This is a genomic window from Calorimonas adulescens (assembly GCF_008274215.1).
Taxonomy (GTDB): Bacteria; Bacillota; Thermoanaerobacteria; order Thermoanaerobacterales; family UBA4877; genus Calorimonas; species Calorimonas adulescens.
Window position 1 is genome coordinate 1 of sequence record NZ_VTPS01000017.1, and the last position, 20,843, is coordinate 20,843.

Sequence of the window (20,843 nt, forward strand, 5' to 3'; positions counted from 1 at the left end):
TATAACTTTTCGTAATTTAATCCCTCCAATATTAGGCTAAGCAGTCTTACTGAATCATCCTCTGGTATCAACATTTCTAAATTTAATGGTAAAACTAATTGAAAGCTCCCATTAAATTCGGTATAATCTTTGGTGTATAGTTTAGTGTTTTTCATGACTTAATTATACAGCTTATACGGGTACTTCGGTACCCGTATTTGCTTTTACGCAATAAAAAAAAGCGCTGTTGCACAATGAACTATTTAGTCCATTGTGCAACAGCCCCTCTTTTTAGACATGTTCTGGACCTGCTCTTGGGGATTATTATCACATCCAGTCTTCCCTTACCGGACTTCCTGTTGGATAACACTAAAAAGGTAACTGTTATCCTCATCTATTATTTCCTCTTATAGTTTTTCCTTTACCAGTTCTATTATCTTATTCCTGACCTCTCGGAATTTGTCCATAATCTCTTCCTCTGTCCCTGTAGCCCTGGCAGGGTCTGGAAGCGGCCAGTGTTCCCTCTTTATATGGGGAGGGGTAACCGGGCAGGCCTCCTCTGCCTCGCCGCATAAGGTGACTACTATGTCCATGGAGTTTAATAGGTGGTTTTCTATGAGCTTGGAATACTGGGATGATATATCTATACCGATTTCTTTCAGGACCTCTATGGCCCTGGGGTTTACATGGGTGGGCTCCATACCGGCACTGAAGACCTCATATTCGTCTCCCTTTAGTGTCTTAGCTATACCTTCAGCCATCTGACTGCGGCAGGAGTTGTTTATACATAAAAACATTATTCTTTTCTTTGGCACTAGCATCTCTCCTTCCTACCTCCAATTATAACTTAAAAAGGGGTTTAAATTATAGTCCATTTGTGTTAAATTTGTGTTAAGAGACGAGGGGTGATTATGAAGATAAGGTTGGCCATAATCTTCATTATAGTTTTTGTGATAGTTTTTGTGGTTCTTTTGATTATTAATATAGGTTTTACTACAACGACTACAGGGGGAGAGGGAATGAGCAATCTGCCGGATGTAACAGAGGGAATGTTAGATGCTAATTTCTGGATATCAAGGCTTGATGATGCCGATAAGATTATTATGACACCGGATGAGATAGAGGAGTATAACGGCAGGATAGATGAATCGGTGAATGAGGTGGTAGACCTTAAAGGCTTTCCTGGTGCAATTACAGGAGAGGCGCTAAAAGAGATGATAGATGAGTATAAGGTGCCTGCACTGCCAAGATATGATATAAACGGCAATATGCTGGGCAGTGACTACTATGATAACCTTTTGAGCAGAAGAGGTCTAAGTGATGTCAAGGGGAGCAATCCTGTGAGGTTTGGTCTGGTGGTAAGGCGTACCAATATGAGGAGCTTTCCGACTGACGATATTGTGACGAATAAACCAGGAGACATAGAATTTGACAGGTTTCAGGAGACCGCGCTCTATGTGGGAGAACCGCTGGCTATACTTCATGAGAGCAGCGATAGGAAGTGGTACTTCGGCCAGGCCAGGTTTTACCGCGGATGGGTAAGGGCTGAGGATGTGGCCATCGGCAGTAAAGAAGAGGTACTGGGTTTTACTGAGAAGGTACCATTTATTGTGGTGACGGGAAACCATATAAAGACAGGGTACGACCCCTACAATCAGGACGTGTCTGGGCTGACCTTAGATATGGGTGTCAAGCTGCCTCTGGTAAAAGATGATGATGCTACTGTAGACGGCCAGGCCACCCAGGGCAACTATGTTGTGGAAGTACCTACAAAGGATGCGGATGGAAACCTTGCCGTCAAAAAGGCCATGATACCTATGAGTGAGGATGTCTCTGTAGGCTATCTGCCATACACCAGGGGCAATATAATAAGGCAGGCGTTCAAGATGCTGGGTGAAAGATACGACTGGGGCGGTAGGACAGGAAGAAGAGACTGTTCATCCTTTATCATGGATATATACTCCACATTTGGATTTAAATTGCCACGTAACACCGATGAACAGGAAGCCATGTATGGCATAAGGTATGATTTTAAGGGTAGGTCGGATGCTGAAAGAGAAGCAATCTTTGCAAAGTTAAAGCCCGGTGCAGCTCTGTATATGCCGGGTCATGCCATGCTCTATCTGGGCAAGGTTGACGGGAGAGAATACATGATACATGATTTTTCGGGGTATGGTGATATGAAAGAAAAGATGCCGGATGGGGACTATAGGTTTATACCTGTGATGGAGGTTGCGGTATCCAGCATCGACCTCCCGAGGACCAATGGGAGGACATTCATGGATGCACTTACAACAGCAATACAAATAGAAAATTAGGGGCCATGGGGTCCCTTTTTCCATGTTACGACTAAATACTTTTTAACAGCATTAAGGTATAATAAAAATCAAAGGGGGATTGCAATGGGCAGTATACTGGTGGTAGAGGATGAGGACTCCATAAGGGAGTTTATAGTAATAAACCTGAAGAGGGAAGGGTTTAACGTCATTGAGGCGGCAACCGGGGAGGAAGCCCTTAATATGATCAGGGTTCATATAGTGGACCTTATCATACTGGACATAATGCTTCCCGGGATAGACGGGTATGAGGTGTGCAAGAAGGTACAGGAGGAACGACCTGGTACAGCTATAATAATGCTTACGGCCAGGGGGCAGGATACTGATAAAGTAGTAGGCCTTGAACTGGGAGCAGATGACTATGTGGTAAAACCCTTTAATCCCGTTGAACTTACCGCCCGTGTAAAGGCTGTCCTGCGAAGGGTAAATAGAAAGTACAAGGAGTCTAAGATTAGGGTTAAGGATATTATTGTAGATACGGAAAAGAGAAGGATTACAAAAGATGGGAAAAACATTGACCTCACCAATAAGGAATATGAGCTGCTACTGCTGCTGATGGAGGCTGGTGGCAGTGTGGTCACAAGAGATGAGATACTGAACAAGTTGTGGGGTACCAACTTCTATGGGGACATAAAGACCATTGATGTGCATATAAGAAGGTTGAGGGAAAAACTATGCGATAACACTGCCAAACCACGGTACATAGCCACTGTATGGGGGGTTGGCTATCGCTTTGTGATGGGGGAAGAAGATGTTTAAGGGGATAAGAGGCAGGCTTATATGGACCTATATCTTCATAGTCCTTTCCGCTATACTGCTATTGGAAGGGTTCCTTGTAGAGTGGGTATGGAGGTATTATACAGGGAATATAAGAGAGATAATGGTCCAGCAGGCTCAGCTTGCCAACAACTTTTTTAAAAACTATATAGAGGACGCAAACCTTATATATGTGGCTCAGGATCTTTCTGAAGATTTTGCTCAGGTTTCCAACACTGAGGTGCAGGTAATGAACACGTCAGGAATAGTCCTGGGTGACTCTATAGGCAACTTCGAGTATGCGGAGAGTGAAGATATACAGGATGCCATAAATGGAAATATTGGCGTGTATCAGGGCAAATACATGGATACCAATGAAGACGTCATGGCTGTCTCATCTCCTCTTATGAAGGGTAACAGGGTGGTGGGAGTGATTCGCTTTGTTACCTCTCTTGAGGGTGTGGAGGAGGTCATGAGAAGGATAATAATAAACCTGATAGAGATTGGCGCTGCTATCGTAGCGATAGTTGTAATAGTGGGTATATGGGTATCATGGACACTCACCAAACCGCTAGACGAGATAACCAGGGCTGCAAAGGAGATAAGCGCTGGAGATTTCAAGGTGAGGGTGAGCAAGAGATTTAATGATGAGATAGGCACCCTGGCCGAGACTTTGAATCAGGCGGCTGTAGAACTGGAAAAACTGGATACTATGAAGAATGACTTTATAAGCTCTGTATCTCACGAGATAAGAACGCCTCTCACATCCATTAAAGGATGGGTGGTCACACTAAAAGAAGGCTCAGACGAGGAAATTATGAAAAAGGGCTTAGACATAATAGAAAAAGAAACGGACAGGCTTACGGTAATGGTAAACAAACTCCTTGATTTCAGCAAGCTGGAGTCAGGACGTATCTCTCTCAATATGGGGCCGGTAGATCTCAAGGAACTGATAATCTCCACAGTTGACCAGATACGCCCAAGAGCGGAAAGGCTTGGGATCAGGTTGGATGTGGACTTAGATGACCTACCTATGATCGAAGGAGATGCCAGCAGGCTTAGACAGGTACTTATAAATATTCTGGACAATTCCCTGAAGTTTACTGACAGCGGCGGGGAGATAGGTATATATGCAGAAAAGTCACAGGATATAGCAAGGATTGTTGTCCAAGATACAGGCTGCGGTATACCTGAAGGGGATTTAAATCATATAACAGAAAAGTTCTACACGGCAAAGGCGAAGGCTTCCGGGAGTGGACTCGGCCTGGCCATATCCAAGGAGATAATTGAGCTTCATGGAGGCAAGATAAACATAAAGAGCAGGGTTGGCGAAGGAACATCGGTGATGATAGAGCTTCCTGCATAAAATTTACCATTTCGTTTTTGGGTGCGCCTGCACATTACAGGCCTGCTTTAGTGGAGTCTCCGGGTGTTATATGTCGTGTCCGTATATTTGCTTAAGTAAAATTTAACCCTTTGTTAACCCATTGTTTTTGCATAAGTAGTATATTATAAGCAGGAGGCGATAGCGTGCATAAGCGTATTATAAGCCTGGCACTGGTATCAGCATTAATATTTATAGGTGGTTGTTCCAGCCTTCCTACTCCAGGTGCTACCATGAAGCCACCATCAGTGGGGGAAGAATCCGGTAAGGGTGTGCAGGGTTATATGAAAGAAGTAATGGACTATCTCCCCGCGGGTGCGAAGCTGGAGGATGTAGACGGGGTGTCTGTGTTTCCGGTAAATGTAGATAGCGACCAGACCCCTGAATATCTTGCCACATACAGATTTGATGAAAGCAAGGTAGGGGCGTTTTTGCTCAAGAGGAGCGGGGGTTCTTACAAAATTGTATGGACTGATGTGGGAAAGGGATATGGTTTTGATACAGTTAAAATTGCAGATGTGACAGGGGATGGGCTGGCCGATATCCTCATTGGTTGGACTATAGGAGCCTCAGCAGGTAACGCTTTAGATGTATTTACATGGAGAAGCAACTCACTGCAGAATATATACAGGACCTCATATCACAGGATGGATGTGGAGGATATTGATGGTGACTATGGCAAGGATGGTATTGCGGAGGTGGCACTGTGGACTAAGGATACAGGGGATGCATACAGCGTTGAGGTTATGCGATGGAATGAGAGAGATAAAAACTTTGAGAGTGCACCCGATGTCTACAGGGCCTATTATCCTAGGGTTGTGGAATACTATAAGGATAAGGTAAAGACAATGCCGGAAATGCGGGCGTACTGGTACTACTTAGGACTGGCACAGTATCGGGCCGGCCAGTTAAACTCTGCTTTATCTTCAATATCTTCAGGTCTCAAGATGAAAAGCGACTATCCAGATGATACCAGTTTTTTTCTGCTCAAGGCTGATGTCTTGAGGGACATGGGCAGGTATGAAGAGGCATCATACATATATGAAGGACTTATTCCAGTGGATGAGAAGCAGCCGATTCCTGTATCTTCACCAAGGATGGCAGCAAAGGCATACTTTGGGATGGGTGAAATATGCAGGGCCCAGAAGAACTACGATAAGGCCCTTGAATATTACAAAAAAGCTCAAAAACAGTCCATGGAAATAGAAACCAGGAGGGCTATCAACAGGTTGCCTGTGTACAAAACTGTGGATATTGTGGAAAACTATTTTAAAAAGCTGTACGCAGGCAGGTTTAATGGGGATAAATTTGTGGAATGGACAGGGGAAAATAATATTGATGTTGCCTACAAGGATGTATCCGCCAATGCGAACGGCATAAACCGGGTTGTGTTTGTAGACTACAAGAGCGAAAGTCTCATGAAGGCTCATGAGATCTTCTGGTGGGAAGAGGGTAAGATGAAGCACCAGCTCTTTTTTTCAAACGAGTTTCCAACAGAAGCAGCCTTTACATCTGCTGTGTATGATAGCAGGGTGGTCAAGGGGCCAGATGGCAGCACGGAGATGGGGTTGGTGATAGAAACATCATATATTGGCAATCTTACCCCTCGTCCGTATTATATTCTGCTGAGGCTTGTAAATGACAGGTGGAGGCTTGTTTGGAGGCCGCCACTGTACCAATGGAGGAGCAGCCACGGCGAATTGGCTTTTGACGGACAGGGTATTGATCGGTTTACACTGCAGAGTGATTCATGGCATACAGACGATGCAAAAGGCAGGATATTTAATGAGAGTAATGATGGCCCACACCGCCACTTTATCGACACATGGGAGAGAGATGGCGACAGTTATAAGCTTATTGACAGCCGCACAGCCCCATCTGCATATGACACCCTTGTGGAATTCGTATATATGCTCTCCACGGGTAACGAAAAATCTGCGAGGGTCTTGGTTACAGATGAAGGCCTGGTTGAGAAGGCCAAAGAGCTCAATCTCGTACAGCCTGCTTTAAATGGTTGCTGGTCGCTGCAGCTTGATAGCCCAGAGGTGGAGAAAAAAGGCCCATTGAGGATAGTTGATGGCCCGGCTGCCGGGGTCACAGTGGCATTTGAACAACGTGGAGATAACTGGCTCATTAAGAGCATTACAAAATAGGTTATCTTAGTTGAAAAGCATATAAAGGATGGCGGTAGCCTCATAAGCCAATAAAAATTTATACCGGAGGCAGGAATTTGCAAAATAGTATAGAATAATATAGAGTGAAAACTTAATTAGATGGATGCTAGGGGAGCTTCTTTACTGAGGCTGAGAGGGGACACGTTCCCGACCCTTGAACCTGTCAGGATAATACCTGCGTAGGAAAGCATGAAAGTGCCTTACACAGGGCACTTTTTATTTTTAAAAAACCCACCTGCAGCAGGTGGGTTTAATTATTTTGGGGGTGTTTAACATGAAACTAGCATTGACAATAGCGGGCTCAGACTCGGGAGGCGGAGCGGGCATACAGGCTGACATTAAAACATTTTCAGCCCACGGGGTCTTTGGCATGAGCGTAATCACATCGGTGACGGCTCAAAATACAAGGGGCGTTATAGGTATAGAGGATATAAGCCCGGAAATGGTATCGCTCCAGATGCAGGCAGTATTTGAGGACCTCTATCCTGACGCAGTAAAGATAGGTATGGTTTCCAGTGGAGGGATAATAGGTGCCATAGCTGACGGCTTGAAGAAGTACGGTCCGAGGAAAGTGGTCTTGGACCCGGTTATGATCTCCAAGGGCGGGAGCTACCTTTTAAAGCCTGAAGCAATGAATGCCTTAAAGGACAAACTGATTCCATTGAGCCTTGTGGTAACCCCAAACCTTATGGAGGCAGAGGCACTGACTGGCATGGTGATAAAGACGCCAGAAGACATGAGAGAGGCAGCAAGGAAGATAATAGGGCTTGGGGCAAAGAGTGTTGTAGTAAAGGGTGGACACCTTACAGGTGATGCCTTAGATGTATTCTATGATGGGCACAAATTTTATGAGATAACATCGGAGAGAGTAAACACCAGAAACACCCACGGGACAGGATGTACATTTTCTTCTGCCATAGCAGCAAACCTGGCCTTGGGTTATGACCTTATTGAATCTGTTAAACGGGCAAAGGATTATATCACAGGGGCGATAAAAAATTCTCTGGATATTGGTCATGGGGTGGGGCCCACAAACCACTTCTGGAGGTGGGACAATGAAAACTAAACTCAGCAGCTTCAGTATGTTTCTGCTATGGTTTGGCGCAGCCATATCCATGGCGGAGATAATGACAGGCGCCCTGTACACTCCGCTCGGTTTTAAAAATGGTGTGGCTGCAATTGTCTTGGGGCATATCCTGGGGAATACCTTTCTCGTGCTAGCAGGGATCATTGGCTTTAGGGAAAAGGCAGGTTCTATGGAGTCTACGCGGTATGCCTTTGGGGTATGCGGCTCATATCTTTTTTCGGCATTGAATGTTCTGCAGCTTATTGGATGGACAGCCATAATGATTATAGTGGCCGGCCGTTCTTTAAATTCTATTTCCATAAGTTTATGGGGGTTTGATAATTTCCATCTCTGGGCGCTTATGGTTGGTCTTCTGGTGATACTGTGGCTCTATTCGGGTAGCTATGGGTTCAATGTGATAAACGGTATTGCAGTTTCTATGCTGCTGGTTCTTACCATAGTTATGAGCTATACTGTGTTTAAAGGAGGGATGCCGGCAGTGGCATCTGGGGGCATGAGTTTTGGACATGGTGTAGAGCTGGCTGTGGTAATGCCGCTATCCTGGTTGCCCCTGGTTTCGGATTATACCAGGATGGCTGAGTCTGAAAGGGGCTCTTCAATAGCTATATGGACAGGCTACTTCCTGGGGAGCACATGGATGTATGTCATCGGCCTGGCCACAGGCCTGGCCTTCGGCACTGATGACCCTACAGGCATAATGCTAAAGGCAAACCTTGGTGTGTTTGCCATGATAATTGTCATCATGTCCACAGTAACCACCACTTTCCTGGATGTGTACTCCTCGGCTGTATCGCTTCTCAACATAAGAAAGGGTGATGAGAGACTGGTATCGGTTGTTATGGGGGTGATAGGAATGATGGTTGCCCTGTTCTTCCCCATGGAACAGTACGAAAACTTCCTGTATGCCATAGGTTCGGTGTTTGCCCCACTCTTTGCCGTTCTTTTGGTAGACTACTTTGTATTTAAGACAGATATGAGAAATTCGAAATTCAGCATTGAGGCATTGATTTCATGGGTCATTGGGTCAGTGCTTTACTATATTATTATGGGATTAGATATACCCATAGGGGTCACACTGCCCGATGCAATCCTCACAGGGATAATTTATGCAGGCATAAGGGAAGCTGAAATGGCCGCTAAACCAAAGGCATTGTGAGGTTAACCGTAACCAGAGGGGAGGTGAAAGACATGAGCAGTGTAAACCTTAGCCTTCAGGTAATACCATTGGTGGAAGAGGAGAAGGTATATTCTGTGGTGGACAGGGTGATTGAATACATTAAAGCTACGGGTGTTAAGCATCTGGTGGGACCAATGGAGACAACCATGGAAGGTGACCTTGACACCCTTTTGGGTATAGTCAGCAAGGTGCATGAAATATGTGAAAAAGAAGGGGTACACAGGGTTATATCGGTGGTAAAGATTGACTACAGCCCCGACGGGGTAACCATGGATGAGAAAATAGGAAAATATAAAGAGGAATGGAGGTAGGCAACATGGACTTAAGGCTTTATGCTGTAACAGACCGTTCATATCTTAATGGCATTACCCTGGTCGAGGCGGTGGAGATGGCCATTAAGGGTGGTGCAACCATCATACAGCTCAGGGAAAAGAACATAGGGGGCCGGGAGTTTTATGGGCTGGCATTAAAGGTAAAAGAGGTGACAGGTTTATACAATATTCCCCTGATAATAAATGACAGGGTTGATGTGGCCCTTGCGGTAGATGCCGACGGGGTGCATGTGGGTCAGGAGGACCTGCCTGCAGATGTGGTGAGGAGGATGATAGGGCCGGGGAAGATACTGGGTGTATCTGCAAAGACAGTGGAGGAGGGCATTAAGGCCCAGAGGGACGGTGCAGACTACCTGGGAGTGGGGGCTGTCTACTCCACTCTAACAAAGCCGGAATCAGACGCCATAGGTCTGGAGAGGGTAAAGATGATTAAAGAGGCGGTAGATATACCTGTGGTGGCCATAGGGGGCATAACACTGGAAAACGCTTACGAGGTAATGGTTAAGACCGGGGTTGACGGGTTATCCACGGTATCTGCTGTATTCTCAGGGGACATAGAGAAAAATGCAAGACTGCTAATAAAGGAGATAGAGAGGGCGTTTAAGGACAGAAATCAATCTATGTGAACATTTAGGAGGGGATAGATATGATAGAGGGACTTTTAAACAGGATCAGGGGAAGGAAACCACTGGTACACCACATTACAAACATAGTCACTGTAAATGACTGCGCTAATATAACCCTTGCCATAGGTGGGCTGCCGGTAATGGCACATGCTATAGAGGAGGTTGAAGAGATGGTAGCTGCATCTCAGGCTCTTGTACTCAATATAGGCACACTCACGAGGGAACAGGTGGATGCCATGATAATGGCTGGCAGGACGGCAAATTCTTTAGGCATACCGGTGATTTTGGACCCGGTAGGTGCAGGGGCTACTGCCATGAGGACGGAGAGTGCTAAAAGGATTATGCGTGAGCTCAGGCTCTCTGTAATAAAGGGTAACATTGCAGAGATAGGGATATTGGCAGGGGCAGGAGGAAAAATCAGGGGGGTAGAAGCTGAGGGAGGCCACGGTGACGTAGGGTCTTACAAAAGACTGGCAATGGATAACGGCTGTATTATTGCCGCCTCCGGTGTGACAGATATTATAACCGATGGGAAGAGGGTTGCATACGTGGACAATGGACACCCCATGATGGGTACCATCACAGGCACGGGCTGTATGCTCACGTCTGTGGTGGGCTGTTTCTGCGGGGCAGAATCGGACTACTTTGATGCAACTGTGGCGGCTTTTGCGTCATTTGGCCTGGCTGGTGAACTGGCCGCTGCCCATCAGGAGGTAAATGGCCCGGGCAGCTTTAGGGCAGCATTCTTTGACGAGATATACAATCTCACGGAAGAAAAGTTAAAGGCGGGGAAAAAGGTAAAGATAGAATGAGGTGACAGCATGTATAAACTTAATCCAGCGGTATAGGCGCTCTCATCGGCTATTTTGTCATAATGGTCCTGACGCCGTACCTGATATCTCAGGACGCCTTTTACCTTGAATCCTATGCCAGGGTATTTGCTGCGGCTATAGCTAAAAGTCCCGATAGGGAGGCAATGTATGACTTCAAGTATCTGCTTGATAGCAGCATTAACGAACTGAAATTGCACAGGGGATATGCGGAGAGATGGGGGTTTGGTCTTGAAATAAGGCCTGGCCATGCGGTGAAAATACACTTATAACCCTCGCAATAGAACCTGTTAAAGTTGACTATTTTAAAAATGATAACGTGCAGCACTGTATAGTCCAGTGTAAAAGATACGGTAAAATGTATATATCAGAATATTAATATGCCTGCAAAATGCAGGTATTTTTTGTTGATGACACAATAAGAGCATATAAATATGATATAGTTTTTTATAGCTTTTTGGACATTTCCAAACATTTTCTTAAAATAATTTAACGGCAAAATATTAGTATATCTGTAAACGCAGGTATTATTTTTATTATAGGACGCAATTAAGCCTATAAATATGTTCAATAAAAACATGATGGCATAGTGTATCCAAAAGGTTACTTGAAGTGCTCTGCTATATGAAACAAAATAGTTTTATAAATAAAGAAGTAATATGAAGTAATATTATAATAGTTTAAGGGAAAACTAAAAAAGAATAAAAGGGTCGGTTTTCCCGCTACGCTGGGTTCTTAGCTCTTTGTAGAGCTTTTGAACTATATAATTATATTTATCAAAGGGAGGGATTTAAAATGGCCGTAGTGACATTTAAAGCCACCTCAAGAAAGTTGCCGGAAGGGTTGATGGTGGAGAGTGATGTAAGGGGATTTAAAATGATTTTGGATGAACCGGAGGATTTGGGCGGTACCAACAAGGGGATGAATCCAGTGGAGGCGCTGCTGTGCGCATTGGGTTCATGTCAGTCCATCGTTGCAGCGGTTTTTGCCAAACAGCAGGGCATAAACCTGAAGGAGTTCTGGGTTGAGTTGGAAGGAGACCTTGATACAGATGGCTTTATGGGTAAGTCCAATGTCAGACCCGGTTTCCAGGAAATCAGATTTAAAATGCACATAAAGAGTGATTCGCCAGAAGATAAGGTAAAGGAATTTGCTAAATTTATTGAAAAGAGATGCCCTGTAGGTGATACACTGACACAGGGAGTTAAATTGGTTTCGTCTGGCGTGGTTGTTGAGTAGAGAGTGTGGAATAAATAAGGGACAGGTATGTTAAAAGCCAGAGGGTTGGTCCTCCGGGTTTTAGAATGGGTTTGGGACAGTAAACCTATGATATGTCTTGTTGTAAAGCAGCGGGGGACAAGGCTCAATAAAGTGCTGGATAATGTGGCTTTTATATCCAGATTCACTATGTTATAATATTTATGTTATAATATTGTTAATAAATCTACAGGGGGCATGTTTATGAAAAGGCTTGTATCTTTGGGATTGGTTTTCCTGCTCACGCTTGCTGTTCCCATGGCTGCTATGGCGCAAGAGCCGGCAGCGATTACAAAAGGTGAATTTGTTAAATTGATGCTGGAAAAAGCTGGTGTTGACCTTGGAGACAAATCATACAGCGACTTTGCAGTAGAGTATGGCATATTGAAAGGAAAGACGGACAGTTCTCTTGGCCTTGAGGACCCTTTGACATACCGTACAGCAGGGATACTCATGGCAAGATTCTTAGGTTTGTCTTCTTTAAACCTGCATGAGCTTGCATCGTCTGATGAGTTTGCATATGCTTTGGAATACAGGCTTTTACCGGTTGATGTGGCCATGGATTCTGCCGTGACAGCTTCGGCGGCAAACGACATGCTGGATAGTCTGTTTGCCAGCTCAGCTAAAGCCAGGGAATTTATTGCTGAGAAAAACAATCAAGTGGCAAAAAAATATAAGTCTTCATCTACAATGACAATAAAAATTCAGAACAAAGGGGATATGTCTGGGATGCCGGGAGATATGGTAACCACTACAACCACCCGGTCGGAATTTGACATGGATAAGGGGCTTTACCAGGAGACGGTAACCAGTGGTGCGGGAATCCCTGAAACCAGGATGGAGATGTATGTGGTTGGGGATACCGTGTATATGAAGTCAAAGGATACTCAGGGCAAGGAGATGTGGTATGCTGTAAAGGGAATCGCGCCTGATTTCAGCAAGCTGGCAGACATCACTCCAGAGCAGAGTAAGGATCTGGACAAGTATGGGGTATACAGGGACATGGGGTATACGATTAAGGATGGCAAACAGGTAAGGGTGATAGATGCTTTTCTAAATATTAGGGACATGAAAGTGATAAGTGAGGCACTAAATTTGGCTGGGATGGGCGGCATTATGCAGAACATAACAGCGCAAGGCCAGGCCATTGAAGACATGTATAGAGGGATTTATGGAAGGATAGTCTATTATATAGATCCCGAGACCAAGCTCATACAGTCTGCAGAGATCTACGAAAGGGTAGACCTAAATCCTGACTTTACAATTCAGGGGCAGTCCCTAAATATCTCTTCTGAGGTCATATCAGGGACCATAGACTACAGCGACTATGGCGGCGATGATATAGTCATCGAGCTTCCTGAAGAGGCTAAAAACGCTCCGGTGATAGACATAACCCGGGAGTTCCAGAAACAATAGTAAAAAAGCAGGACCATCTATAGTCCTGCTTTTTACTATTTTGACAGATGAAATCTAAGCTATTATCAAAACAATTGTAACCTTTTTATTTCTTATTTTATCTCATTTATTACTTCTTTATTATATATCTCTTTCTTATTGTTTAGAGTTTCTGTGCAATATTTTTGCTGCCAATGAAGCTGTTCCACTGCCAACGAAAGGGTCCAACACTGTATCGCCTACGAAACTAAACATCTTTATTAACCTATAAGGCAATTCGAGAGGAAACATAGCAAGATGTTTATCCTGTTTTTCTCCATGCCTATTTGAATTTAATAATGTCAATGCTAAAATTATGTGAGAGGCGCCAGGAATGATTTCTGCATAGAAATCCCTCCCCCAAATTAAGGCTGAACCAACGTGAGAATTATTTCTCACATTATTTTAGCATTAATTTTATCACAGGATTATTTAATCTGAAAAATTTTATTGGTTTTCGACTCATTCAATTTGAGGAATAACAAGCATCTGAACAAGCAAAAAGATTAGGGGGGTACAATTTAATGGAAAATATATCTACAGGCAAACATATTAATTTACCTGTAGTTTCACAGGATGCCGATTTAAGAGAAGTTGCAAGAGTAATGCTTGAAAGTAAGGAAGGTGTGGTTATCGTAGAAAAAGAAGACGGCGCAAAGGGGTACATTGACTTTAACGTAGTACTAAAATGGTTTCTTATGGGAGATGAAGCTTTAAAGTTTAAAGCAAAAGATTTTGCTATCTTGATAGAGGACAAAGATAAAGTAGAACCAACCATGAGTATGGAGGCTCTCGTTGAAAGTGTAATTACACACAGAGACTCTCGGTTATTTACCAACATAAATGGAGGAGTAATAGGTAGACTTTCTCTTGAAAACTTAATGGAGGAACTTGCAAAGTCGTACAGTGGAGAAAAGGAAAAAGAGGCGAGGCTGGAACGCTTAATAGGGATGATGATAGACCTCTTTCCCTTTGGAGTAGCGCTGGTTTCGGTGGCTGGTGAAATAATAAGGGTCAATGAACTTGCGATGGAAATAATATCAGAAAATCCAATAGATGTTGAAGAAATAAGAAAAATGATTAACGATAATCGAGAAAAAATATTAACATCCAAGGCAGGAACCTATTATAGGATGAGTGCGAATATTTTAGGTGAGACAAATAACTTTTTAATTACATTTACCGATATAACAGCGGAATACAATATGATGCAAAACTTGAAAAGCAGTCAAAATGAAGTGGAAACGGCATTTTCGATCATGCTTCCGGACCAGCGCATAGAGGCACGGTTGAAATCTATTTCAGAATATATGGATGAGTACGATGAAAGTACAGGCATGGTGAAGATAACCGGTGTAATCAGAAATGGTGGCTTCAGGCACGTCGTAAACATGCTTAAATTAATTGCAGACGCTTTTAGACAGGGTCTGATGGAACTGCCTGGGATGGATAAGAATGCACTTGTACAGGCAGCTATTCTGCATGATATCGGGAAAGTACAGCCGGACTTGAAGATAGGAGATATAGTAAATCCGAAAGAAGCGTTTGAAAAGGGCTATTTTCATGCATTTCGAAGCGCTGATTTAAGCAAGGCGTTATATAATATAGACGATAAGATGTATTATTTGATAAAGTATCATCATCTTGAGAATGAACTGCCGTCCGATTTTCCTGAGGTTCTATTGCCAATGTACAGATTTTTCAGATTAATCGATGGCCTTTCAGCGGGAATTACTCGCAGAGGTTCTAAAGTATTGATGGAGATAAACGGTACGAGAATTTATGTGAAGGAAGAAAGTAGTTTTCCCTCTTACAATCAGGAAATTGAAATGGACATTTACACCGGATCTTTCAACAGCAGGAAGTTGTAAAGAGCAGAAGAATTTTGCCACTTAGAGGAGCTCTGCCCTTTTCCCGTGTTATACTGTTGTAAACCATCTTAAGAGAAGGGTCGCGGGGGCAAGTAGGGATACCATCAGAGTCCATACCATGCGGAGGGGGCTTTAGATTCAGCAGTAAAATTAGCATTTTCAATATCAAAAGAATCATTATCATAAAAGCTGGTAGGCTTTAAACACCCAAGCCATTAGTAACAATATAAAGAGATAATTGTTTAGCTTTGTTTTTCATAGGATTTCCTCCGTTTCGTTTTTGTGTTTGTCATATATAGGAATTCAACAAAAGCGGGGGAATTCCTTTGAAAATATATAGCAGAACTCCTGAATTTATGAGGGTTTTGGGGTTCTGCAAAAGCCGAAATGTTAAAATAAAAAAGGGGGAAAAAGAACGTGGAATTTATGAATGTTAAGCTTCCAGAGGAAATTGTTCGAGAAGAATACTTGGGGAATTTTGCTCAAGTAAATTATATTATTGAAAGATGGCTTGAAAAAAGACTTCCAAATGACCTTAGAATGAGATTAATTTTTGAAAAGGAGCGAGTAAAAAGGCTTTTAAAGAATTATCCTTATAATGAGGAGACAGCTATTAACAAAGCAAGAGAGCTTATAGATAATTTTACAAATGAAGAATTTTATACTTTGCTTGATAGAGGATTTTTGGATTACATTATGGTTGATGGAAAAAGAATGTATGAGGAAAGATTTGTTCAGAATATTACTTATGCGATTCCGGATTACCAGAAAAGGATGAAAAAAGACAAAAGTAGAGAAGAGTCACGAAATCTTAATGACAATAGGTTACGAGAACTTCTGAATGGTGATAAGCCGGAAGAGTATAAGATTCATACTAGAATTTCTCTAAAAATGGTAGAAGACATCGAGGAAGAGAAAGTAAAAGTTTGGTTGCCATTTCCAAAAGAAGAATTTCAGCAGAAAGATGTAGAACTTGTTTCAACAAGTCATGAAAAATACTTTTTAGCATCTTCCGATATCCCTCAAAGAACGATCTATTTTGAAGGTAAAAAGGATGATGAATATTTTGTAGAATTCGAATATGTTATAAAAGAATGGGTAAATACAGTTGCTCCAGCAAATACTGAAGAAATAAATAATTATGATTTTCTATCAGAGGATCCGCCTCATATAATTTTTACACCATATTTAAAGAAACTTGCTAAAGAAATAGTAGGAGATGAGAAAAATCCATATTTAAAAGCAAAGAAGATATATGATTGGATAACCTTAAATGTTAACTACTCTTATGTACATCCTTATGCATTATATGAAAATATTCCTGAATTTGTTGCATGTAATTTAAAAGGAGACTGTGGATTTCAAGCGTTGTTATTTATAACTCTTTGCAGGATTGTAGGTATTCCTGCTAGATGGCAATCAGGCTGGTATATAACCCCATTCCTAGCGTCACCGCATGATTGGACATTATTCTTTATACCACCTTATGGATGGCTTCCTGCCGATCTATCTTTTGGTGGACGCTATAAAAACAATCAAGAATTAAGAGAATTCTATTTTGGTAATCTTGATGCATTTAGAATGGTGGCAAATTCTGATTTTATGAAAGACTTTGCACCTAAGAAAGTATTCTGGCGTAATGATCCTTATGATAACCAGGTTGGTGAAGCAGAAACAGAGTATAAAAATATTTATGATTTTAAATATGAGATTCAAGTTTTAGATTTTAAAGAAATACGGAGGTAGAGAAAATGGGAAAGATAGTTGATATAAAATTTACACTTAGAAGTTATAATTTCCATAAACCATTTCATATCGTTGGGAGCATTTCATCAGAGGCAACAAACATTGAGGTAGAAGTAACCCTTGATAGTGGTGCAAAAGGGTATGGAGAAGCATCACCTTCATTTAGAGTTAATGGAGAGAGAATAGAAGCTTTATTACAATTTGAAAATTTTGTGAAAGAAACAATCACAGGAATAGACGTTAAAAACTATAGAAAAATTTTTGATATTACGGATAAGATGTTTGCAACTCCAAGTTTAAAGGCAGCTGTTCAATATGCAGTGCTTGATGCTTTTTCAGAAGAAATAGGAATTCCTGTTTATCAGATATTGGGTGGTGCAAAGGATAAAATTGAAACGGATAAAACAGTAGGAATAGATAGTTTTAAGAATCGTATAGAGGAAGCAAAATCTATATATAATGAGGGCTTTAGGGTTATAAAAATCAAGGTTGGTGAAAACTTAGCAGAAGATATTGAAGTTATGGAAGCGATTTTTGAGGTAACAAAAGGAGCAAAATATATTGTTGATGCAAATATGGGGTATACTCCTAAACAAGCAATTGAATTTGTCAAAAAGGTATACAATATGGGAATTGACATATCAGTATTTGAACAACCTGTTCTAGCAAATGATATAGATGGCTTAAAATTTGTTAGGTTTAATTCTCCATTTCCTGTAGCAGCAGATGAAAGTGCACGTACTAAATATGATGTACTTAGGCTTATAAAAGAAGAAGCAGTAGACTACATAAATATAAAGCTTATGAAGTCGGGTATTTCAGATGCTTTAGCAATTGTTGAGATGGCTAAAGCTGCAAATTTACAGCTCATGATAGGTTGCATGTCGGAGTCAAGTGTTGGAATAAATCAGAGTGTGCATTTTGCACTTGGAACAGGTGCATTTAGTTTTCATGATTTAGATTCACACTTAATGATGAAAGAAGAAATATTCAGAGGAAAATTTGAACAAAAAATACCAGAAATAATTCCTAAAAAATATCTTAAATAAAGGTTCAAAGTTAAAATGTTCATGTTGTCTAAATGATCTTAGTAGATAGAAGCTGCCATAAGTTTTGGCGGCTTCAGACTGTAGACGAAGTCTAAGGAGTCCCTTATAATAAAGGAGATTCCTTAATTTTTATAGCATAGCAAATTAAACAAAAGAAAAGGTGGTAAAAGTGTTAACTAAGAAGAAAGACAATAGCAGAACACAAATTGAAATAGTATCAGTAGACCAATTGGTCCCCGAAGATCACTTAGTGAGAAAAATAGAAAGAGCCACCCGACTTTGACAGTTGCAGCCCAAAAATTCCATTTCACCCACTTCAAACCCGCATAAAATCAACTTGGGTACTTTCAATCATCAAGACAGGTATGCAAAACTGCTAAAACTTAAACTGCAGCACCTATATCACTCCCTGGACATTTACACCGGATCTTTCAACAGCAGGAAGTTGTAAAGAGCGATTAGAGGAAGGAACCCTTTTAACTGAATGGTTTAATTTACTACTTATTACAATTATGCAGTTATGGAACTAACCGACTATAATACAGTACAGAGAACTGCAAACTTTTTGATGGAAAAATATCGTATAAATTATATTATGACAGGAAAATTTTTATTGTGTTTTTAAGTAAAAATAGTATAATAATATTTCGGAAAATAAAAGTCTTGAGTAATTTTCTGAAAATACAGCAGAATGTTTTTATAAGGTACATATAATTATACCTGCTAAAATTGAGTTAATTGGAGGCATTAACTGATGAATACTGCTTTTCAAAAGAAAATCCTGATTGTAGAAGATAGCAAACTTAACGCACAAATAACAGCAGATATTTTAAGTAAATACGGATACAAAACTGAAATAGTCTTAACAGGAGAAAAAGCTGTAGAAAAGGTACGTAGTGATCAAAGTACCGATTTAATTCTTATGGACATAGAGCTTGGAGGGACAATCGACGGGATAGATGCGGCGCAAATAATTCAGCAGCATAAAGATATTCCGGTTTTATTTTTAACTGCTAATGCCAGTAAAGAAATAATGGGAAAAATAAGGTCAGTTTCAGCTTATGGCTATGTTCTTAAGGGTGTAGACGAATATGTACTTATATCTCAAATAGAAATGGCTTTTAAGTTCCACGAAGCAAAGATGCTGTTAAAACAGAATGAGGCTTTGTTCCACAGTATGTTTGAGAATCATGACGTAATAATGCTGCTTATTGACCCGCAATCGGGACGCATTATTGATGCTAACAAAGCTGCCTGTCATTTCTACGGTTATTCCAAAGAAACTATGCTGCAGATGGACATAGAAGCTGTTGTTGGTGTTTCTACCATAAGTGGTGACCAAAAGTGTTCAGAAGCTTTAAGGAAAGGCTGCAGTCCATGCATTTGCTTCCAACGATTGGCTAACGGAGAAGAACGGATGGCAGAGGTATATCCATCTTCTTTGACTTATCAAGGGAAGACCTTGATGTATTTAATTATCTTTGACATTACCGAGCAATGGAAAGCTAAAGAAGAGCTTGAATTTTACAGACACTTTTTTGAAAACTCACTGAATGAAATTTACATATTTCACCCACAAACATTAAAATTCATTGCCGTAAACCGTGGAGCAAAGGGAAATTTAGGATATACTGAAGAAGAGTTCAAAGAAATGACCCCTGTTGACTTAGAACCAGGGTTTACCTTACACAGCTTTAAAGAACTTCTCGAGCCGCTTTCCAATGGAGAACAGAAGAAAATCATTTTTGATACAACGCATCGAAGAAAAGACGGTTCTTTGTATCCTGTAGAAGTTCATATTGAACTTGTAGAATTTATGGAAGAAAAAGTATATGTAGCGCTTGTTATTGATATAACAGAGCGTAGAAGAATGGAAAGAGACTTAAAAGAAAAGAATGAAATTTTAAGTACTATAACTGAGTATGCAGGAGATGCCATTATCATGATTGACGATAACGGTAATGTAACTTTTTGGAATCCTGCGGCGGAACGTATACTTGGATATTCAAAAGAAGAGATAATAGGAAAAGACTTACACACATTTATGATACAGGACGAGCGACTGTATGAAGCGTATAGAGAGGCATTTAAAAAATTCCGGTTAAGCGGTAAAGGAAATGCTGTAGGTAGAATGATTGAAATGAAAGCGAGGCATAAAGACGGTTATGAAATTGATGTAGAACTTTCACTTTCTGCCGTGAGAGATAAAGATGCATGGTATGCAATAGGTATAATTCGTGACATAAGCGAACGCAAAAAATTTGAAGAATTGCTTTATCGCCAGTCCATTACTGATCCCCTTACAACTATTTATAACCGGCGTTTTTTCATGCAGATGCTGGAACAAGAAATAGAGCGAACAAAAAGAAATAGAAAGCCGTTTTCGCTTATTATGTTTGACCTAGATCACTTCAAGAGCGTGAATGACCGTTTCGGTCATGCTGCGGGGGATATGGTTCTTAAAAAAGTTGCCGATACAATAAAAGGAAGAATACGCAAGACAGATTGTTTTGCACGTTGGGGAGGAGAAGAATTTATAATCCTATTGCCGGAAACCTCTCTAAGCGATGCAGTTGGACTGGCTGAAGAGCTTAGGAAACACATTAGTATGATGAGCCTACCTGAAGTGGGACATGTGACTGCAAGCTTTGGTGTGACGGAATATAGGGATACTGATACTATTGATACAGTTCTTCTTCGTGTAGACAACATGCTGTATGAAGCAAAAGGTGCGGGAAGAAATTGTGTAAAAAGCGAGTAAACCGTCCTTTTCTTTCACCTTCCTGAGGATTTCTTTATCCACCT

At 41.4% G+C, this 20,843-nt stretch carries 19 protein-coding genes and 1 riboswitch; of the genes, 16 read left to right on the forward strand and 3 right to left on the reverse strand.

Annotation, left to right across the window (positions count from 1 at the left end):
* Window positions 1–238: 238 nt before the first annotated feature.
* Together FWJ32_RS13730 and arsC are read right to left on the reverse strand one after the other, a co-directional pair.
* The gene (locus FWJ32_RS13730; protein WP_275266293.1) at window positions 239–373 is read right to left on the reverse strand and encodes a hypothetical protein; all 135 of its coding nucleotides are present in this window, start codon (window positions 371–373) and stop codon (window positions 239–241) included.
* 13 nt (window positions 374–386) lie between these two features.
* Window positions 387–794 (reverse strand): arsenate reductase (thioredoxin), encoded by a 408-nt coding sequence (arsC, locus tag FWJ32_RS10295; protein WP_476727228.1) that lies wholly within the window; start codon window positions 792–794, stop codon window positions 387–389.
* 96 nt (window positions 795–890) lie between these two features.
* Here arsC and FWJ32_RS10300 point away from each other — a divergent pair, with 96 nt between their 5' ends.
* From FWJ32_RS10300 to FWJ32_RS10355, 12 genes are all read left to right on the forward strand, one after another.
* Window positions 891–2,297 carry a C40 family peptidase gene (locus tag FWJ32_RS10300; protein WP_149545875.1) on the forward strand — a complete coding sequence of 469 codons (1,407 nt, stop codon included), beginning with the start codon at window positions 891–893 and terminating at the stop codon, window positions 2,295–2,297.
* Between the two features lie 84 nt (window positions 2,298–2,381).
* The gene (locus FWJ32_RS10305) at window positions 2,382–3,074 is read left to right on the forward strand and encodes a response regulator transcription factor (RefSeq protein ID WP_149545876.1); all 693 of its coding nucleotides are present in this window, start codon (window positions 2,382–2,384) and stop codon (window positions 3,072–3,074) included.
* Window positions 3,067–4,437 carry a sensor histidine kinase gene (locus FWJ32_RS10310; RefSeq protein ID WP_149545877.1) on the forward strand — a complete coding sequence of 457 codons (1,371 nt, stop codon included), beginning with the start codon at window positions 3,067–3,069 and terminating at the stop codon, window positions 4,435–4,437. The genes FWJ32_RS10305 and FWJ32_RS10310 overlap by 8 nt, the downstream gene beginning before the upstream one ends.
* Before the next feature lie 164 nt (window positions 4,438–4,601).
* Window positions 4,602–6,608, forward strand: coding sequence for a tetratricopeptide repeat protein (locus tag FWJ32_RS10315; RefSeq protein WP_149545878.1), 2,007 nt, complete (start codon window positions 4,602–4,604; stop codon window positions 6,606–6,608).
* Window positions 6,609–6,727: 119 nt separating this feature from the next.
* A riboswitch (TPP riboswitch) is annotated at window positions 6,728–6,832 on the forward strand.
* Between the two features lie 71 nt (window positions 6,833–6,903).
* Window positions 6,904–7,695, forward strand: a complete 792-nt coding sequence (thiD, locus tag FWJ32_RS10320) for a bifunctional hydroxymethylpyrimidine kinase/phosphomethylpyrimidine kinase (protein WP_149545879.1) — start codon at window positions 6,904–6,906, stop codon at window positions 7,693–7,695.
* On the forward strand, window positions 7,685–8,872 hold the full coding sequence (cytX, locus tag FWJ32_RS10325) for a putative hydroxymethylpyrimidine transporter CytX (RefSeq protein WP_149545880.1): 1,188 nt from the start codon (window positions 7,685–7,687) through the stop codon (window positions 8,870–8,872). Before thiD ends, cytX begins: the two co-directional genes overlap by 11 nt.
* Before the next feature lie 32 nt (window positions 8,873–8,904).
* Window positions 8,905–9,204 carry an MTH1187 family thiamine-binding protein gene (locus FWJ32_RS10330; RefSeq protein WP_149545881.1) on the forward strand — a complete coding sequence of 100 codons (300 nt, stop codon included), beginning with the start codon at window positions 8,905–8,907 and terminating at the stop codon, window positions 9,202–9,204.
* Between the two features lie 5 nt (window positions 9,205–9,209).
* Entirely contained in the window at window positions 9,210–9,851 is a 642-nt protein-coding gene (thiE, locus tag FWJ32_RS10335; RefSeq protein WP_149545882.1) for a thiamine phosphate synthase, read from the forward strand.
* 20 nt (window positions 9,852–9,871) lie between these two features.
* A complete protein-coding gene (thiM, locus tag FWJ32_RS10340) occupies window positions 9,872–10,663 on the forward strand; it encodes a hydroxyethylthiazole kinase (RefSeq protein WP_149545883.1) in 792 nt (263 codons plus the stop codon).
* A gap of 62 nt (window positions 10,664–10,725) precedes the next feature.
* A complete protein-coding gene (locus FWJ32_RS10345) occupies window positions 10,726–10,953 on the forward strand; it encodes a thiaminase II/PqqC family protein (RefSeq protein ID WP_149545884.1) in 228 nt (75 codons plus the stop codon).
* 523 nt (window positions 10,954–11,476) lie between these two features.
* Entirely contained in the window at window positions 11,477–11,920 is a 444-nt protein-coding gene (locus FWJ32_RS10350) for an OsmC family protein (protein ID WP_149545885.1), read from the forward strand.
* 222 nt (window positions 11,921–12,142) lie between these two features.
* Window positions 12,143–13,354, forward strand: a complete 1,212-nt coding sequence (locus FWJ32_RS10355) for a hypothetical protein (protein WP_149545886.1) — start codon at window positions 12,143–12,145, stop codon at window positions 13,352–13,354.
* 135 nt (window positions 13,355–13,489) lie between these two features.
* Here the strand turns inward: FWJ32_RS10355 and FWJ32_RS14025 are convergent, their stop codons facing one another.
* On the reverse strand, window positions 13,490–13,771 hold the full coding sequence (locus FWJ32_RS14025) for a DNA methyltransferase (protein WP_275266294.1): 282 nt from the start codon (window positions 13,769–13,771) through the stop codon (window positions 13,490–13,492).
* A gap of 125 nt (window positions 13,772–13,896) precedes the next feature.
* Here FWJ32_RS14025 and FWJ32_RS10365 point away from each other — a divergent pair, with 125 nt between their 5' ends.
* The 4 genes from FWJ32_RS10365 (at window position 13,897) to FWJ32_RS10385 (ending at window position 20,799) form a co-directional block, all read left to right on the forward strand.
* Window positions 13,897–15,243, forward strand: coding sequence for an HD domain-containing protein (locus FWJ32_RS10365; protein ID WP_149545887.1), 1,347 nt, complete (start codon window positions 13,897–13,899; stop codon window positions 15,241–15,243).
* Between the two features lie 417 nt (window positions 15,244–15,660).
* Entirely contained in the window at window positions 15,661–16,989 is a 1,329-nt protein-coding gene (locus FWJ32_RS10375; protein WP_149545889.1) for a transglutaminase family protein, read from the forward strand.
* A 5-nt stretch (window positions 16,990–16,994) separates the two neighbouring features.
* A complete protein-coding gene (locus tag FWJ32_RS10380; protein ID WP_149545890.1) occupies window positions 16,995–18,038 on the forward strand; it encodes an L-Ala-D/L-Glu epimerase in 1,044 nt (347 codons plus the stop codon).
* A 754-nt stretch (window positions 18,039–18,792) separates the two neighbouring features.
* Window positions 18,793–20,799, forward strand: coding sequence for a GGDEF domain-containing response regulator (locus tag FWJ32_RS10385; RefSeq protein WP_149545891.1), 2,007 nt, complete (start codon window positions 18,793–18,795; stop codon window positions 20,797–20,799).
* The last annotated feature ends 44 nt before the right edge of the window (window positions 20,800–20,843 follow it).